The sequence below is a fragment of the Duganella sp. GW822-FHT06D06 genome (assembly GCF_058799615.1).
This window is the reverse complement of record NZ_JBXALQ010000032.1, coordinates 8,294-28,862: the sequence shown is the minus strand read 5'-3', so window position 1 is coordinate 28,862 and position 20,569 is coordinate 8,294. Positions and strand designations below refer to the sequence as shown.

1 protein-coding gene is annotated in these 20,569 nt (G+C 65.3%); it reads left to right on the top strand.

Annotation, left to right across the window (positions count from 1 at the left end):
* The coding region (locus AC1RMD_RS30460; protein WP_492932478.1) for a non-ribosomal peptide synthase/polyketide synthase at positions 1-20,502 on the top strand (20,502 nt) is incomplete at its 5' end.
* Between the last annotated feature and the right edge of the window lie 67 nt (positions 20,503-20,569).

Below are 20,569 nucleotides of genomic sequence, written 5' to 3'. Positions count from 1 at the left end.
CGCTTCGCGGCGGTACTGGCACAGCAGGGCGTCAACGTGATGTGGCTGACGGTTGGTTTGTTCAACCAATATGCCGGCGCGCTGGCGGCTTATCTGCCGCAGCTGCGCTACCTGGTTGTGGGCGGCGACGCCCTCGATCCGCAGGTGATCGGGAAAGTGCTGCGCGAGAACGCGCCGCACAACCTGCTCAACGGCTACGGTCCGACCGAAACGACCACCTTCGCACTGACCTACCGGGTCGGCGAGGTGGTGGCGGGGCGCAGCATTCCGCTGGGCCGTCCGATCGGTAACACCCAGGTGTATATCCTCGACCAGCAGTTGCAACCGGTACCGATCGGTGCGACGGGCGAGCTGTACATCGGTGGCGCGGGTGTCGCGCGCGGCTACCTGAACCTTCCTGAGCTGACGGCGGAGCGCTTCCTGAGCGATCCGTTCAGCGCGGACGCGGATGCCCGCATGTACAAGACGGGCGATCTGGGCCGCCATCTGGCGGACGGCAATATCGAGTACCTGGGCCGCAACGACTTCCAGGTCAAGATCCGCGGCTTCCGTATCGAGCTGGGCGAGATCGAGGCGCGCCTGGCGCGCATCGACAGCGTGCGCGAGGCGGTGGTGCTGGCGCGTGAAGACCAGGCTGGCGGCAAGCGCCTGGTAGCGTACGTGGTGGCACGCGACGGCTACACGCCGGACGCGGCGGAGCTGCGCGCGGCGCTGGCAAGCGAGCTGGCCGATTACATGGTGCCATCGGCATTCGTGCTGCTTGGCGCCCTGCCATTGACGGCGAACGGCAAGCTGGACCGCAAGGCCTTGCCGGCGCCGGACAGCGACGCCTATGCGCGGCGCGAATATGAAGCGCCGCAAGGCGAAATCGAGGAAGCGCTGGCGGCGATCTGGTCGCGCGTGCTGCAACGCGAAACCATCGGTCGTCATGACAACTTCTTCGAGCTGGGCGGTCATTCATTACTGGCGGTCAGCCTGATCGAAGGCATGCGCCAGGCTGGTTTGCAGGCCGACGTGCGAGCGCTGTTCAGCACCCCAAGCATCGCCCAACTGGCGGCTGCCGTGGGACAAGGCGGGCACGATGTAGTGGTGCCAGAGAACGGCATCGTGGACGGTTGCGAGCACATCACCCCATCGATGCTGCCATTGATCGACCTGACGCAAGAGCAGATCGACCGCGTGGCGGCCCAGGTTCCGGGCGGCGCGGCCAACATCCAGGATATCTATCCGTTGGCTCCGCTGCAGGAAGGCATTTTGTTCCATCACTTGATGAGCCAGAATGGCGATGCGTACCTGCTGCCTAGCCTGATCAGTTTCGACAGCCGCGAACGTCTCGACGGTTTCCTGACGGCTTTGCAGACGGTGATTTCACGCCACGACATCCTGCGCACGGCCGTGCTGTGGGAAGGCTTGGAGTCCGCCTTGCAAGTGGTCTGGCGCCAGGCGCCGCTGCAGGTGGAGCAGGTTGTGGTGGACGACGGCGACGTCGGCGAACAGCTGTCGGAGCGTTACGATCCACGCCACTACCGGATCGACGTGCGTGAAGCGCCGCTGATGCGCGGCTTCTACGCGCACGATCCTGTGCAGGGACGCTGGCTGCTGCAGATCCTCGCCCACCACCTGGCGATCGACCACACGACGATGGAAATCCTGATCGGCGAAATCCAGGCGACGCTGCAAGGCGAAGCCCTGGCGCCGGCACTGCCATTCCGCAACTATGTGGCACAGGCACGACTGGGCGTATCGCAGGAAGAACACGAAGTCTTCTTCCGTGAAATGCTGGCAGACATCGACGAAACGACGGCGCCATTTGGCCTGCTCGACGTGCAGGGCGACGGCACTCTGATCGGCGAAGCGCGGCGCGACGTCGAGCCAGAGCTGGCGGCGCGTATCCGTGAACAGGCGCGCGGCTTGGGCGTGAGCGCGGCCTCCGTGCTGCACCTGGCTTGGGCGCAGGTATTGTCGAAAGCATCGGGCCGCGAAGCGGTGGTGTTCGGCACGGTGCTGTTCGGCCGTATGCAGGGCGGTGCCGGTGCGGACCGTACACTGGGCATGTTCATCAACACGTTGCCGGTAAGGCTGGACGTGGGCGTGCAATCGGTGCGCGCGAGCTTGCTGTCGACCCATGCACGATTGATGGGATTGATGCGGCACGAACACGCCTCGCTGGCGTTGGCCCAGCGCTGCAGCGGCGTGGCGGCGCCGGCGCCGTTGTTCTCGGCGCTGTTCAACTTCCGTCATTCGGCGCAGGACGAGGCGAACAGCGCGGGCGGCCACAACGCTGTCTGGGACGGCATGGAAGTGCTGTCCGGCGAAGAACGCACCAACTATCCGCTGACGATGTCGGTGGACGACCTCGGTACGGGCTTCCAGCTGACGGCGCTAGTGAGCGCCGGCGTGGACGCGGAGCGCATCTGTGCCTATCTGCACACCGCGCTGGAGCAGCTGGTGACCGCATTGGAAAACGCACCGGAGACCGCGACGCACACGCTGGGCGTGCTGCCGGCCGCCGAGCGCGAGCAGGTGCTGGTCGGATGGAACGACACCCAACTGGCCTACCCGCAAGATAGCGCGATGCACGAGCTGTTCGAGCAGCAGGTTGCGGCCACGCCGGATGCGGTGGCGCTGGTGTTTAACGAACAGGAACTGAGTTACGCGGAACTGAACACCCGGGCGAACCGTTTGGCGCGCCATCTGCGCGGCCTGGGCGTCGGCCCCGATGTGCGGGTTGCGCTGTGTGTCGAACGCAGCGTGGAGATGATCGTCGCACTGCTGGCCACGCTCAAGGCGGGCGGCGCCTATGTGCCGATGGACCCGGCCTATCCGGCCGAACGTCTGGCGTATGTGCTGGCTGACAGTGCGCCGGCGGCGATCCTGGCCCATGGTCCGACTTCCGGCCTGGTCGCCACGCTGGCGACGGACGGCTGTCCGGTCGTGGACCTGGGCGCGCAGGAAGCATGGAGCGCGCAATCGCCAGCCGATCTGGACGCGGCCGAAACCGGCCTGCAACCAGAACACCTGGCCTACATCATCTACACCTCCGGCTCGACCGGCGAACCGAAGGGGGTGATGCTCACGCATCGCAACGCGGTCAACTTCATCCATTGGGCGGGTACGGCGTTCAGCGTGGAAGCATTGCAGCGCACGCTGTTCTCGACCTCGCTCAATTTCGACCTTGCGGTCTATGAATGCTTTGTGCCGCTGTCGTGCGGCGCCAGCATTACGCTGGTGGGCAACGCCTTGAGCCTGCTGCAACAGCCGGCCGACGTGACGCTGATTAATACCGTGCCGTCTGCCATTGATGCGCTGGCCAACGCCGGCGCGGTGCCGGCGACCGTGCGCACGATCAACCTGGCCGGCGAGGCGTTGAAACGCAGCCTGGTCGAGAAACTGTTCGCCAGCACCGACGTGGAGACGGTGTGCAATCTGTACGGTCCGTCGGAGACGACGACCTACTCGACCTGGGTGGCGATGCCACGGGCGCAAGGTTTCGTGCCGCATATCGGTCGTCCGGTGGCCAATACCCAGGTGTATATCCTGGATGGCCAACTGCAACCGGTGCCGATCGGTGTGATCGGCGAGCTGTACATCGGTGGCGCGGGCGTCGCACGCGGCTACCTGAACCGTCCGGAGCTGACGGCGGAGCGCTTCCTGCGCGACCCGTTCAGCCAGGATGGCCGCATGTACAAGACGGGCGATCTGGGCCGCCATCTGGCGGACGGCAATATCGAGTACCTGGGCCGCAACGACTTCCAGGTCAAGATCCGCGGCTTCCGTATCGAACTGGGCGAGATCGAGGCACGCCTGGCGCGCATCGAGAGCGTGCGCGAGGCGGTGGTGCTGGCGCGCGAAGACCAGCCGGGCGACAAGCGCCTGGTGGCGTACGTGGTGGCACGCGATGGCTACACGCCGGACGCGGCCGAACTGCGTGCGGCATTGGCAAGCGAAGTGGCCGATTACATGGTGCCGTCGGCCTTCGTGCTGCTGGCGGCGCTGCCGCTGACGCCAAACGGCAAGCTGGACCGCAAGGCCCTGCCGGCGCCGGAAGGCGATGCCTATATCCAGCGCGGCTACGAAGCGCCGCAAGGCGAAACCGAGGAAGCGCTGGCGGCCATCTGGTCGCAGGTGCTGCAGCGTGAGCAGATCGGCCGTCACGACAACTTCTTCGAGCTGGGCGGCCATTCGCTGATGGCGGTGCAAGTGCTGTCCCGCATACGCCACAGCCTCCAGGTTGAGGTAACGCTGGGCGAGTTGTTCAGCCAGCCAAATCTGGCCGCGTTTGCGCAGGTGATCAGCCAGTCCGGTCAGTCCGTATCCTCGCCGATTACATTGGCGGACCGCAATGCGCCGCTTGCGCTGTCGTTCGCGCAGCAGCGGCTGTGGTTCCTGGCGCAAATGGAAGGCGTGAGCGAGACCTACCACATCACTGGCGGCGTCCAGCTGAACGGCGACCTGAACCGCGCAGCCCTGGTCGCGACCTTGAACCGGGTGGTGGCGCGTCACGAAGCGCTGCGTACCACGTTCGCCAAAGTCGATGGACAGGTGGTGCAGTTGATCACCGATGAGAACATCGGTTTTGCGTTGCAAGAACTGGATCTGCAGGATGGCGGAGACGTGCCGGGCGCACTGGCGCAGCAAGCCGACGCGCCGTTCGATCTGGAACGCGGTCCGTTGATCCGGGGCGCTTTGATCAAATTGTCGGCACAGGAGCACCTGCTGTTTGTCGCCATGCACCACATCATTTCCGACGGCTGGTCGATGGGTGTATTGCTCAACGAAGTAAGCGCCCTGTACGGCGCCTACTGCGAAGAAGGCAGCGACGTCACGCTCGATCCGCTGCCGGCCCTGCCGATCCAGTATCCCGACTATGCCAGCTGGCAGCGCCAGTGGCTGGCCGGCGAGCGTCAGCAGCATCAGGCGGCGTACTGGAAAGAGGCGCTGGCGGGCATTCCCGCCATGCTGGAATTGCCGAACGACCGTCCTCGCCCATCCGTGCAAAGCTACGCGGGCGCCAATCTGGACATGGAACTGGACGCCGCGTTGACGGCGCAACTGAAAGCGCTGAGCCAACGCCACGGCGTGACGCTGTACATGCTGTTGCTGGGCAGCTGGGCCGCGCTGTTGTCGCGCTTGTCCGGCCAAGACGATGTGGTGATCGGCAGCCCTATCGCCGGGCGCAACCGGGCCGAGACGGAAAAACTGATCGGCTTCTTCGTCAATACCCAGGCGCTGCGCTTCGAGCTGTCGCCCGAGCTGACGGTGGAAGGATTGCTGCAGCAAAGCAAACAGCAGGTGCTGGGTGCGCAGCAACATCAGGATATGCCTTTCGAACAGATCGTCGAGATCGTGCAGCCGCCGCGCAGCATGGCGCATGCGCCGATCTTCCAGGTCATGTTCTCCTGGCAAAATACGCCGGAGGGCACGCTGGAGATGCCTGGTCTGGCGTTGTCTCAACTCCCGGCGCAGGAAGGCAGCCTCGCCAAGTTCGATTTGACGCTGGGATTGCAGGAAGCCGGCGGCCGGATTGTGGGCGGACTGGAATATGCAACGGCGTTGTTCGATCGTGCGACGATGCAGCGGCATGTCGACTACTGGCGCAGCCTGCTCACCGCGATGGTCGCCGACGAACAGCAGACCCTCGTCAGCCTGCCGTTGCTGTCCAAGGCGGAACGCGAACAAGTTCTGCTGGGATGGAATGACACCCGCGTCGAGTATGCGCAACAAGGCTGCATCCACGAGCTGTTCGAACAGCAAGCCGCGGCCACGCCGGACGCGGTGGCGCTGGTGTTCGAAGACCAGCAAGTGAGTTATGCGGAACTGAACGCCCAGGCGAACCGCCTGGCGCGCCATCTGCGCGGACTGGGCATTGGCCCCGACGTGCGCGTCGCGCTGTGCCTGGAGCGCAGCGTGGCGATGGTGGTTGCACTGTTGGCCACGCTCAAGGCGGGCGGGGCCTATGTGCCGCTGGACCCGGCCTATCCGGCCGAACGTCTGGCGTATATGCTGGCCGACAGCGCCCCGGCGGCGCTGCTGGCCCATGGTCCGACTGCGGGGCTGATCGCCTCGCTGGCGGTGGACGTCTGCCCGGTCGTCGACCTGGACGCGCAGGACGAGTGGAAGACCCAATCGGCGGCCGATCTGGACGCGGCCGACACCGGCCTGCTGCCGGATCACCTGGCCTACATCATCTACACCTCGGGCTCGACCGGACAACCGAAAGGCGCGATGAACGAACATCGCGGCGTGGTCAACCGTCTGGTGTGGATGCAGGACGCCTATGGCTTGACGGCGCAGGACCGCGTGTTGCAAAAGACGCCGTTCAGCTTCGACGTGTCGGTGTGGGAATTCTTCTGGCCGCTGATCAGCGGCGCCGGCCTGGTAATGGCGCGTCCGCAGGGACATAAAGACCCGCTCTATCTGAACGAAATTATCCGCGCACAGGGCATCACGACCTTGCACTTCGTGCCGTCGATGTTGCAGGTGTTCCTGGAACACGGCGACGCCGCGCAGTGCGACGGCATCGTGCGGGTAATGTGCAGCGGCGAGGCCTTGCCGGCCGCGCTGGCGCGGCGCTTCCACGCGCTGTTGCCGCAGGCCGAGTTGCACAACCTGTATGGGCCGACCGAGGCGGGCGTCGATGTGACGGCCTGGCAGTGCCGGGCCGACGACCTGCGCGACATCGTGCCGATCGGCCGTCCGATCGCCAACACCCAGGTCTATATCCTGGATGCGCAATTGCAGCCGGTGCCGATGGGCGTGACGGGCGAGTTGTTCCTGGCCGGCGTGCAGGTGGGCCGTGGTTACCTGAACCGTCCGGAGCTGACGGCGGAGCGCTTCCTGCGCGATCCGTTCAGCGCCGAAGCGGACGCCCGCATGTACAAGACGGGCGATCTGGGCCGCCATCTGGCGGACGGCACTATCGAGTACCTGGGCCGTAACGACTTCCAGGTCAAGATCCGCGGCTTCCGTATCGAGCTCGGCGAGATCGAGGCGTGCCTGGCGCGCATCGACAGCGTGCGCGAGGCGGTGGTGCTGGCGCGTGAAGACCAGCCGGGCGACAAGCGCCTGGTGGCGTACGTGGTGGCGCGCGACGGCGACACGCCGGATGCGGCGGCGCTGCGTGCGGCGCTGTCGGTCGAACTGGCCGATTACATGGTGCCGTCGGCCTTCGTGCTGCTTGGCGCCTTGCCATTGACGCCGAACGGCAAGCTGGACCGCAAGGCCTTGCCGGCGCCGGAGGGCGACGCTTACATCCGACGCGGCTACGAGGCGCCGCAAGGCGAGATCGAGGAAGCGCTGGCGGCGATCTGGTCGCGAGTGCTGCGTCGCGAAACCATCGGCCGCCATGATAACTTCTTCGAGCTGGGCGGCCATTCGCTGCTGGCGGTCAGCCTGATCGAAGGCATGCGCCAAGTCGGCTTGAAGGCCGATGTACGGGCGCTGTTCAGCACCCCAAGCATCGCGCAACTGGCGGCGGCGGTGGGACAGGGCGGGCATGAAGTGACGGTGCCGGCGAACGGCATCGTGGACGGATGCGAGTACATCACGCCGGCAATGCTGCCGTTGATCAACCTGACGCAAGAACAGATCGACCGTGTGGCGGCCCAGGTGCCGGGCGGCGCGGCCAACATCCAGGATATCTATCCGTTGGCTCCGCTGCAGGAAGGGATCTTGTTCCATCACCTGATGAGCCAGAACGGCGATGCCTATCTGCTGACTAGCATGATCAGTTTCGACAGCCGCGAGCGGCTCGATGGTTTCCTGACGGCGTTGAAGGCGGTGATTGCACGCCACGACATCCTGCGCACGGCCGTGCTGTGGGAAGGACTGGATTCGCCGCTGCAAGTGGTCTGGCGCCATGCGCCGCTGCAGGTGGAGCAGGTTGAAGTGGACGAGGACGACATCGCCGCACAACTGTCGGAGCGCTACGATCCACGCCATTACCGGATCGACATGCGCGAGGCGCCGCTGATGCGCGGTTTCTACGCGCATGATCCTGTGCAGGGACGCTGGCTGTTGCAGTTCCTGACGCACCACCTGGTGATCGACCGCACGACGCTGGAGATCCTGATGGGCGAAATCCAGGCGACGCTGCAAGGCGAAGCCTTGGTACCGGCGCTGCCGTTCCGCAACTATGTGGCGCAGGCCTTGCTGGGTGTGTCGCAGGCGGAGCATGAGAGCTTCTTCCGTGACATGCTGGGCGACGTCGATGAGACCACGGCACCATTCGGCCTGCTCGACGTGCAAGGCGATGGCAACCTGATCGGCGAGGCGGGGCGCGAAGTCGATGCTGCGCTGGCTGCGCGTATTCGTGAACAGGCACGCAGCCTGGGCGTGAGCGCGGCTTCCGTGCTGCACCTGGCCTGGGCGCAGGTGCTGTCGAAGGCATCGGGCCGCGAAGCGGTGGTGTTCGGCACGGTGCTGTTCGGCCGGATGCAGGGCGGCGCCGGTGCGGACCGTACATTGGGCATGTTCATCAATACGTTGCCGCTGCGGCTGGACGTGGGCGTGCAATCGGTGCGTTCGAGCGTGCTGGCGACCCATGCGCGATTGATGGGGTTGATGCGCCATGAACATGCCTCGCTGGCGTTGGCGCAACGTTGCAGTGGCGTGGCGGCGTCGGCACCGTTGTTCTCGGCGCTGTTCAACTACCGCCATTCGGCGCAGCAGGAGGCGAACGACGACGTCGGACAGACCGCTGGCGGCTGGGACGGCATGGAAATGCTGTTCGCCGACGGGCGCACCAACTATCCGTTGACGATGTCGGTGGACGACTTCGGTACGGGCTTCCAGCTGACGGCGCAAGTGAGCGCCGGCCTGGACGCCGGACGGATCTGCGCCTATCTGCATACCGCGCTGGAGCAACTGGTGACGGCGCTGGAAAGCGCGCCGGAGACCGCGGTGCAAACGCTGACCGTGTTGCCTGCGGTCGAGCGCGAACAGGTGCTGGTGGGCTGGAACGACACGCAACTGAGCTACCCGCACGATAGCGCGATCCACGAGCTGTTCGAACAACAGGCTGCGACCACGCCGGACGCGGTGGCGTTGATATTCGAAGATCAGCAAGTGAGTTACGCTGAATTGAACGCCCAGGCCAACCGCCTGGCCCACCATCTGCGTGACGAAGGCGTGGTCGATGGCGACTACGTGGGCATCGCGCTGGAACGCTCGAGCGCACTGGTGGTCGCGCAGCTGGCGGTGCTGAAGGCGGGCGGTGTCTATGTGCCGCTGGATGCGGTACTGCCGTTGCAGCGTCAGGCACTGATGCTGGCAGACTGCAACGCCAAACTGGTGCTGGGCACGGCAGAGCAGCCGGTGCCGGACAACGTCGCCCTGGTCGATGTGAACGATGTACGCATCGGCGAGCTCAGCGCGGCCAACCGGGCTACAACCGCGAACGGCGGCTCCGTGGCCTATGTCATGTACACCTCGGGGTCGAGCGGAACGCCGAAAGGTGTGGAAGTGCCGCACCGGGCGATCAGCCGCTTGGTCATCAACAACGGCTATCTGGAATTCCTGGCCAGCGACCGGGTTGCCTTCGCGGCCAATCCGGCCTTCGACGCCAGCACCATGGAAGTGTGGGGACCGTTGCTGAACGGCGGCGCCCTGGTGGTGATCGATCAGGCGACGTTGCTCGAACCGGCCCGCTTCGCGGCGATACTGGCACAGCAGGGCGTCAACGTGATGTGGCTGACGGTTGGCCTGTTCAACCAGTACGCCGGCGCGCTGGCGGCGTATCTGCCGCAGCTGCGCTACCTGGTCGTGGGCGGCGACGCGCTCGATCCGCAGGTGATCGGGAAAGTGCTGCGCGAGAACGCGCCGCACAACCTGCTCAATGGTTATGGTCCGACCGAAACGACCACCTTCGCGCTGACCTACCGGGTCGGCGAGGTGGTGGCTGGGCGCAGCATTCCGCTGGGCCGTCCGATCGGCAATACCCAGGTGTATATCCTCGACCAGCAGCTGCAGCCGGTGCCAATCGGCGCCACGGGCGAGCTGTATATCGGCGGCGCGGGTGTTGCGCGCGGCTACCTGAACCTTTCCGAGCTGACGGCGGAGCGCTTCCTGCGCGATCCGTTCAGCGCGGACGCGGATGCCCGCATGTACAAGACGGGCGATCTGGGTCGCCATCTGGCGGACGGCAATATCGAGTACCTGGGCCGCAACGACTTCCAGGTCAAGATCCGCGGCTTCCGTATTGAGTTGGGCGAGATCGAGGCGCGCCTGGCGCGCATCGACAGCGTGCGCGAGGCGGTGGTGCTGGCGCGTGAAGACCAGGTTGGTGGCAAGCGCCTGGTGGCCTACGTGGTGGCGCAGGATGGCCATACGCCGGACGCGGCGGAGCTGCGCGCGGCGTTGTCGGCCGAGCTGGCCGATTACATGGTGCCGTCGGCATTCGTAATGCTTGGCGCCTTGCCATTGACGGCGAACGGCAAGCTGGATCGCAAAGCCCTGCCGGCGCCGGACAGCGACGCCTATGCTCGGCGCGAATATGAAGCGCCGCAAGGCGAAATCGAGGAAGCGCTGGCGGCGATCTGGTCTAAAGTGCTGCATCGTGAAACGATAGGCCGTCACGACAACTTCTTCGAGTTGGGCGGCCATTCGTTGTTGGCGGTCAGCCTGATCGAGGGCATGCGCCAGGCCGGTTTGCAGGCCGATGTGCGAGCCTTGTTCAGCACCCCAAGCATCGCGCAACTGGCGTTGGCGGTGGGGCAAGGCGGTCACGAAGTGGTGGTGCCGGAGAATGGCATTCCTGCTGGTTGCGAGCACATCACTCCATCGATGCTGCCATTGATCGACCTGACGCAGGAACAGATCGACCGTGTGGCGGCCCAGGTACCGGGCGGCGCGGTCAACATCCAGGATATCTATCCGCTGGCCCCGTTGCAGGAAGGGATCTTGTTCCATCACCTGATGAGTCAGAATGGCGACGCCTATTTGCTGCCTAGCCTGATCAGTTTCGACAGCCGCGAACGCCTAGATGGTTTCCTGACGGCGTTGCAGACGGTGATTGCACGCCACGATATCCTGCGCACTGCCGTGCTGTGGGAAGGACTGGATTCGGCTTTGCAAGTGGTCTGGCGCCAGGCGCCGTTGCAGGTCGAACAGGTGGTGGTGGATGAGGGCGACGTCGCCGCGCAGTTGGCGGAGCGTTACGATCCACGTCATTACCGCATCGACGTGCGCGAGGCGCCGCTGATGCGCGGCTTCTACACGCACGATCCGGTGCAAGGACGCTGGCTGCTGCAGATCCTCGCGCACCATCTGGCGATCGATCACACGACGCTGGAGATCCTGATCGGCGAAATCCAGGCGACGCTGCAAGGCGAAGCCCTGGCGCCGGCGCTGCCGTTCCGCAACTATGTGGCGCAGGCCTTGCTGGGCGTGTCGCAGGAGGAGCATGAAGGCTTCTTCCGCGACATGCTGGGCGACGTCGACGAAACGACGGCGCCGTTCGGCCTGATCGACGTACAGGGCGACGGCAGCCTGATCGGCGAAGCGCGGCGCGACGTCGAGCCAGAGCTGGCGGCGCGTATCCGCGAACAGGCGCGCGGCTTGGGCGTGAGCGCGGCTTCCGTGCTGCACCTGGCTTGGGCGCAGGTGCTGTCGAAAGCATCGGGCCGCGAAGCGGTGGTGTTCGGCACGGTGCTGTTCGGCCGGATGCAGGGCGGTGCCGGTGCGGACCGTACATTGGGCATGTTCATCAACACGCTGCCGCTGCGTCTGGACGTGGGTGTGCAATCGGTGCGCGCGAGCGTGCTGGCGACCCATGCGCGATTGATGGGGTTGATGCGCCACGAACACGCATCGCTGGCGTTGGCGCAACGCTGTAGTGGCGTGGCCGCGCCGGCTCCGTTGTTCTCGGCGCTGTTCAACTTCCGTCATTCGGCGCAGGACGAGGCGAACAGTGCGGGCGGCCCCAACGCTGTCTGGAACGGCGTGGAAGTGCTGTCCGGCGAAGAACGCACCAACTATCCGCTGACGATGTCGGTGGACGACCTCGGTACGGGCTTCCAGCTGACGGCGCAAGTGAGCGCCGGCGTGGACGCCGACCGGGTCTGCGCTTACCTGCATACCGCGCTGGAGCAACTGGTGACGGCATTGGAAAGCTCGCCAGCGACTCCGGTGCGCACGCTGGGCGTGCTGCCGGCCGCTGAGCGCGAACAGGTGCTGGTGGGCTGGAACGACACGCAACTGAGCTACCCGCACGATAGCGCGATCCACGAGCTGTTCGAACAACAGGCTGCGACCACGCCGGACGCGGTGGCATTGATATTCGAAGATCAGCAAGTGAGTTACGCGGACCTGAACGCCATGGCCAACCGCCTGGCCCACCATCTGCGCAATGAAGGCGTGGTCGATGGCGACTACGTGGGCATCGCGCTGGAACGCTCGATCGCACTGGTGGTCGCGCAACTGGCGGTGCTGAAGGCGGGCGGCGTCTATGTGCCGCTGGATGCGGTACTGCCGTTGCAGCGTCAGGCACTGATGCTGGCAGACTGCAACGCCAAACTGGTGCTGGGCACGGCAGAGCAGCCGGTGCCGGACAACGTCGCCCTGGTCGATGTGAACGATGTACGCATCGGCGAGCTCAGCGCGGCCAACCGGGCTACAACCGCGAACGGCGGCTCCGTGGCCTATGTCATGTACACCTCGGGGTCGAGCGGAACGCCGAAAGGCGTGGAAGTGCCGCACCGGGCGATCAGCCGCCTCGTGATCAACAATGGCTATCTGGAATTCCTGGCCAGCGACCGGGTTGCCTTCGCGGCCAATCCGGCGTTCGACGCCAGCACCATGGAAGTGTGGGGACCGTTGCTGAACGGCGGCGCCCTGGTGGTGATCGATCAGGCGACGTTGCTCGAACCGGCCCGCTTCGCGGCGGTACTGGCACAGCAGGGCGTCAACGTGATGTGGCTGACGGTTGGATTGTTCAACCAATATGCCGGTGCGCTGGCGGCTTATCTGCCGCAGCTGCGCTACCTGGTCGTGGGCGGCGACGCCCTCGATCCGCATGTGATCGGGAAAGTGCTGCGCGAGAACGCGCCGCGCAACCTGCTCAACGGTTACGGCCCGACCGAAACGACCACCTTCGCGCTGACCTACCGGGTCGGCGAGGTGGTGGCGGGGCGCAGCATTCCGCTGGGCCGTCCGATCGGCAATACCCAGGTGTATATCCTCGACCAGCAGTTGCAACCGGTGCCGATCGGCGCCACGGGCGAACTGTACATCGGTGGCGCGGGCGTCGCGCAGGGCTACCTGAACCTTCCTGAGCTGACGGCGGAGCGCTTCCTGCGCGATCCGTTCAGCGCGGACGCGGATGCCCGCATGTACAAGACGGGCGATCTGGGCCGCTATCTGCCCGACGGCAATATCGAGTACCTGGGCCGCAACGACTTCCAGGTCAAGATCCGTGGCTTCCGTATCGAGCTCGGCGAGATCGAGGCGCGCCTGGCGCGTATCGACAGCGTGCGCGAGGCGGTGGTGCTGGCGCGCGAAGACCAGGTTGGCGGCAAGCGTCTGGTGGCCTACGTCGTGGCGCAGGATGGCTACACGCCGGACGCGGCCGAGCTGCGCGCGGCGCTGTCGGCGGAGTTGGCCGATTACATGGTGCCGTCGGCCTTCGTGTTGCTGACGGCACTGCCGCTGACGCCGAACGGCAAGCTGGACCGCAAGGCGCTGCCGGCGCCGGACAGCGACGCCTATGCCCGGCGCGAATATGAAGCGCCGCAAGGCGAAATCGAGGAAGCGCTGGCGGCGATCTGGTCCAAGGTGCTGCAGCGGGAGATGATCGGTCGTCATGACAACTTCTTCGAGCTGGGCGGCCATTCGCTGCTGGCGGTCAGCCTGATCGAGGGCATGCGCCAGGCCGGTTTGCAGGCCGATGTGCGGGCCCTGTTCAGCACTCCAAGCATCGCGCAACTGGCGGCGGCGGTGGGACAGGGCGGGCATGAAGTAGTGGTGCCGGAGAACGGCATTCCTGCTGGTTGCGAGCACATCATCCCATCGATGCTGCCATTGGTCGATCTGACGCAAGAGCAGATTGGTCGCGTGGCCGCCCTGGTGCCGGGCGGCGCGGCCAACATCCAGGATATCTATCCGCTGGCCCCGCTGCAGGAAGGGATTTTGTTCCACCACCTGATGAGCCAGAATGGCGACGCCTATCTGCTGCCTAGCCTGATCAGTTTCGACAGCCGTGAACGGCTCGATGGTTTCCTGACGGCGCTGGAGGCGATGATTGCACGCCACGATATCCTGCGCACGGCTGTGCAGTGGGAAGGGCTGGAGTCCGCCTTGCAAGTGGTCTGGCGGCATGCACCGTTGCAGATGGAACAGGTTGTGGTGGACGAGGGCGACGTCGGCGAACAGCTGTCGGAGCGTTACGATCCTGGCCACTATCGCATCGACGTGCGCGAAGCGCCGCTGCTGCGCGGTTTCTATGCACACGATCCGGCGCAAGAGCGCTGGTTGCTGCTGGTCCTGGCGCACCACCTGGCAATCGATCACACGACGATGGAGATCCTGATCGGCGAAATCCAGGCCACGCTGCGAGGCGAAGCCCTGGCGCCGGCACTGCCGTTCCGCAATTATGTGGCGCAGTCCCGACTGGGCGTGTCGCAGGAGGAGCATGAAGGCTTCTTCCGCGACATGCTGTCCGACATCGACGAGACCACGGCGCCATTCGGCCTGCTCGACGTGCAGGGCGATGGTAGCCTGATCGGCGAAGCGCATCAGGAAGTGGACGAGGCATTGACGCTACGTATCCGCGAGCAGGCGCGCAGCCTGGGCGTGAGCGCGGCCTCTCTGCTGCATCTGGCCTGGGCGCAGGTGCTGTCGAAGGCATCGGGACGCGAAACGGTGGTGTTCGGCACGGTGCTGTTCGGCCGGATGCAAGGTGGCGCCGGTGCGGACCGCACGCTGGGTATTTTCATCAACACGCTGCCGGTGCGGCTGGATGTGGGTGTGCAATCGGTACGCGAGAGCGTGCTGGCGACCCATGCGGTGCTGGCGGGCTTGATGCGTCACGAGCACGCGTCGCTGTCGCTGGCGCAACGCTGCAGTGGAGTGACGGCGCCGGCGCCGTTGTTCTCGGCGCTGTTCAACTTCCGTCATTCGGCGGGTGAGGGAACGACGGATGCTGTTTGGGACGGTATGGAAGTGCTGTCCAATAAGGAACGGACCAATTATCCGCTGACGATGTCGGTGGACGATCTTGGACCCCGCTTCCTGCTGACGGCGCAGGTCAGCGCCGGCGTGGATGCGGACCGGGTCTGTGCCTATCTGCGCACCGCATTGGAGCAACTGGTGACGGCGCTGGAAAGCGCGCCGGAAACCGCAGTGCGCACGTTGGCTGTGCTGCCGACGGCGGAACGCGAGCAAGTGCTGCTGACGTGGAACGAGACAGGTGACGCATATCCGCAGGATGGTGCGATCCACGCGCTGTTCGAGCAGCGGGTTGCCGCCACGCCGGACGCGGTGGCGCTGGTGTTTGAAGACCAGCAAGTGAGCTACGCGGAACTGAACGCCCGGGCCAACCGCCTGGCGCGCCATCTGCGCGGCCTCGGCATCGGCCCCGACGTGCGGGTCGCGCTGTGCTTCGAGCGCGGCGTGGAAATGATCGTCGCACTGCTGGCCACGCTCAAGGCGGGCGGCGCCTACGTGCCGCTGGACCCGGCTTATCCGGCCGAGCGCCTGGCCTATATGCTGGCCGACAGCGCGCCTGCGGCCATCCTGGCCCATGGTCCGACGGCCGAGCTGATCGTCTCGCTGGCGGTGGATGGCCCGGTCGTCGACCTGGACGCGCACGAAGATTGGAGCGCGCAATCGCCGGCCAATCTGGACCCGGCCGAAACCGGCCTGCTGCCGGAACACCTGGCCTACATCATCTACACCTCGGGCTCGACCGGCGCACCGAAAGGCGTGATGATCGAGCACCGCAACGTGCTGCGCCTGCTGCACGCGACGGATGCCTGGTTCCATTTCAGCGCGCAAGACAGCTGGAGCCTGTTCCATTCGTTCGCCTTTGACTTCTCCGTGTGGGAAATCTGGGGCGCGTTGGCGTACGGCGGCCGGCTGGTGATCATCCCGCTGGCAACGGCCCGTTCGCCGGACGAGTTCTACGGCACCCTGTGCGATACCGGCGTGACGATCCTGAACCAGACGCCGAGCGCGTTCCGGCAATTGATCGCCGCGCAGGCGAACAGCGAGCGCAGCCATAGCTTGCGACATGTGATCTTCGGCGGCGAAGCGCTGGAAACGAGCATGCTGGCGCCATGGTATGCCCGCAACGGCGAGGCGCAGACCAAGCTCATTAACATGTACGGCATCACCGAAACCACGGTGCACGTGACCTACCGTCCGCTGTCCCAGGCCGATACGCTGCACCTGGGCGCGAGCCCGATCGGCACCCGGATTCCCGATCTGAAGACCTACATCCTGGATGCGCAGCTGCAACCGGTGCCGGTCGGCGTGACGGGCGAGTTGTACATCGGCGGCGCCGGCGTGGCGCGCGGCTACCTGAACCGTCCCGAACTGACGGCGGAGCGCTTCCTGCGCGATCCGTTCAGCGAGGGCGGCCGCATCTACAAGACGGGCGACCTGGGCCGTCATCTGGCGGACGGCAATATCGAATACCTGGGCCGCAACGACTTCCAGGTCAAGATCCGCGGCTTCCGCATCGAGCTGGGCGAGATCGAGGCGCGCCTGGCGCGCGTCGAGAGCGTGCGCGAGGCGGTGGTGCTGGCGCGCGAAGACCAGCCGGGCGACAAGCGCCTGGTGGCGTACGTGGTGCCGCACGACGGCTACACGCCGGACGCGGCCGAATTGCGCGCGGCGTTGGCAAGCGAGTTGGCCGACTACATGGTGCCGTCGGCCTTCGTGCTGCTGGCGACCTTGCCGCTGACGCCAAACGGCAAGCTGGACAGCAAAGCGCTGCCGGCGCCGGAGGGCGACGCCTACATTCAACGTGCCTACGAGGCGCCGCAAGGTGAAATCGAGGAAGCGCTGGCGGCCATCTGGTCCAAGGTGCTGCATCGCGAAACGATAGGTCGCCACGACAACTTCTTCGAGCTGGGCGGCCATTCATTGCTGGCGGTCCGCCTGATCGAGGGCATGCGCCAGGCCGGTTTGCAGGCCGACGTGCGTGCCTTGTTCAGCACACCAAGCATCGCCCAACTGGCGGCGGCGGTGGGACAGGGCGGGCACGAAGTGGTAGTGCCGGAGAACGGCATCGTGGACGGTTGCGAGCACATCACCCCATCGATGCTGCCGCTGATCACTTTGACACAGGAGCAGATCGACCGCGTGGCGGCCCAGGTACCGGGCGGCGCGGCCAACATCCAGGACATCTATCCGTTGGCTCCGCTGCAGGAAGGGATCTTGTTCCATCACCTGATGAGCCAGAATGGCGACGCCTATCTGTTGCCTAGCCTGATCAGTTTCGACAGCCGTGAACGCCTCGATGGTTTCCTCACGGCGCTGCAAACGGTGATTGCACGCCACGACATCCTGCGCACGGCCGTATTGTGGGAAGGTTTGGACGCGGCGCTGCAAGTGGTGTGGCGCCAGGCGCCGATGCAGGTCGAGCAGGTGGTGGTGGAAGATGGCGACGTCGCCGCGCAACTGTCGGAGCGTTACGATCCACGCCATTACCGCATCGACGTGCGCGAGGCGCCGCTGATGCGCGGCTTCTACGCGCACGATCCGGTGCAAGATCGCTGGTTGCTGCAGGTTCTGGCGCATCACTTGGCGATCGACCACACGACGATGGAAATTTTGATCGGCGAAATCCAGGCGACGCTGCAAGGCGAGGCCCTGGCGCCGGCACTGCCATTCCGTAACTATGTGGCGCAGGCCTTGCTGGGCGTGTCGCAGGCGGAGCATGAAGGCTTCTTCCGCGACATGCTGGGCGATATCGACGAGACCACGGCGCCGTTCGGCCTGCTCGACGTGCAGGGCGACGGCAGCCTGATCGGCGAAGCGCGGCGCGAAGTCGACGCGGCGCTGGCGGCACGTATTCGTGAACAAGCACGCGGCCTGGGCGTGAGCGCGGCCTCCGTGCTGCACCTGGCCTGGGCGCAGGTGCTGTCGAAGGCGTCGAGCCGCGAAGCGGTGGTGTTCGGCACGGTGCTGTTCGGCCGGATGCAGGGCGGCGCCGGTGCGGACCGTACCTTGGGCATGTTCATCAACACGCTGCCGTTGCGGTTGGACGTGGGCGTGCAATCGGTGCGCGCGAGCGTGCTGGCGACCCATGCGCGGCTGGCAGGGTTGATGCGTCACGAGCATGCGTCGCTATCGCTGGCGCAGCGCTGCAGCGGCGTGGCCGCGCCGGCGCCATTGTTCTCGGCCTTGTTCAACTTCCGTCATTCGGCGCTGAACGATGCAACTGCGGACGACACGGGTAGTGCAGTCACCGCCTGGGACGGCATGGAAGCGCTGTCCGGCGAAGAGCGCACCAACTATCCGCTGACGATGTCGGTGGACGACCTCGGTACGGGCTTCCTGCTGACGGCGCAAGTGACCGCCGGCGTGGAGGCGGAACGGGTGTGCGCTTATCTGCACACCGCGCTGGAGCAGCTGGTGACCGCATTGGAAAGCGCACCGGAGACCGCGGTGCGCACGCTGGGCGTATTGCCGGCCGCCGAACGCGAACAGGTGCTGGTGGGATGGAACGACACCCAACTGGCCTACCCGCACGATAGCGCGATCCACGAGCTGTTCGAACAGCAGGCCGCTGCCGCGCCGGATGCGGTGGCATTGATATTCGAAGATCAGCAAGTGAGTTACGCTGAATTGAACGCCCAGGCCAACCGCCTGGCCCACCATCTGCGTGACGAAGGCGTGGTCGATGGCGACTACGTGGGCATTGCGCTGGAGCGTTCGATCGCACTGGTGGTCGCGCAGCTGGCGGTGCTGAAGGCGGGCGGTGTCTACGTGCCGCTGGATGCGGTACTGCCGTTGCCGCGCCAGGCCTTGATGCTGGCCGACTGCAACGCCAAACTGGTGCTGGGCAAGGCACAGCAGCCGGTGCCGGATAACGTTGCCCTGGTCGATGTAGACGATGCGCGCATCGCTCAGTGCTGCGCGGCCAACATGGCCGTGACGGCGAAGGGCGGCAGCGTGGCCTATGTGATGTACACCTCGGGTTCGAGCGGAACGCCGAAAGGTGTGGAAGTGCCGCACCGGGCGATCAGCCGCCTCGTGATCAACAACGGCTATCTGGAATTCCTGGATAGCGACCGGGTTGCCTTCGCGGCCAATCCTGCCTTCGACGCCAGCACCATGGAAGTGTGGGGACCATTGCTGAACGGCGGCGCCCTGGTGGTGATCGATCAGGCGACGCTGCTCGAACCGACCCGCTTCGCGGCGGCGCTGGCACAGCAGGGCGTCAACGTGATGTGGCTGACGGTTGGCCTGTTCAACCAATACGCCGGCGCGCTGGCGGACTATCTGCCGCAGCTGCGCTACCTGGTCGTGGGCGGCGACGCGCTCGATCCGCAGGTGATCGGGAAAGTGCTGCGCGAGAACGCGCCGCACAACCTGCTCAACGGCTACGGTCCGACCGAAACGACCACCTTCGCGTTGACCTACCGTGTCGGCGAGGTGGTGGCGGGGCGCAGCATTCCGCTGGGCCGTCCGATCGGCAACACCCAGGTGTACATCCTCGACCAGCAGTTGCAACCGGTGCCGATCGGCGCCACGGGCGAACTGTACATCGGTGGCGCGGGTGTCGCGCGCGGCTACCTGAACCTTCCCGAGCTGACGGCGGAGCGCTTCCTGCGCGATCCGTTCAGCGCCGAAGCGGATGGCCGCATGTACAAGACGGGCGATCTGGGCCGCCATCTGGCGGACGGCAATATCGAGTACCTGGGCCGCAACGACTTCCAGGTCAAGATCCGCGGCTTCCGCATCGAACTGGGCGAGATCGAGGCGCGCCTGGCGCGTATCGACAGCGTGCGCGAGGCGGTGGTGCTGGCTCGCGAAGACCAGGCTGGCGGCAAGCGCCTGGTGGCGTACGTGGTGGCGCGCGACGGTTACGCGCCGGACGCGGCGCAGCTGCGCGACGCTTTGGAAGGCCAGCTGGCCGATTACATGGTGCCGTCGGCGTTCGTGTTGTTGGCGGCGCTGCCATTGACGTCAAATGGCAAGCTGGACCGCAAGGCGCTGCCGGCGCCGGACAGCGACGCCTATGTGCGGCGCGAGTATGAAGCACCGCAAGGCGAGACCGAGGAAGCGCTGGCGGCGATCTGGTCCAAGGTGCTGCAGCGGGAGCTGATCGGCCGTCACGACAACTTCTTCGAACTGGGCGGCCATTCGCTGATGGCGATCCAGGTGATCAGCAAGGTCAAGGAAGATTTTGAGGTGGACATCCAGCTCGACCGGCTGTTTGCCAATCCAACGATTGCCACGCTCGACGAGTGCATCGTGGAGGCACAACTCGCGCAATTCGACCAAAGCGAGCTGCAAGAAGTGATGGCTCAAATGATCGATACGGATACTGTTTAATAAACTTAAGACGACAAAATGAAAAATTCCGCATTAAACAAACTGGATCCAAGTGAACGTAAACGTC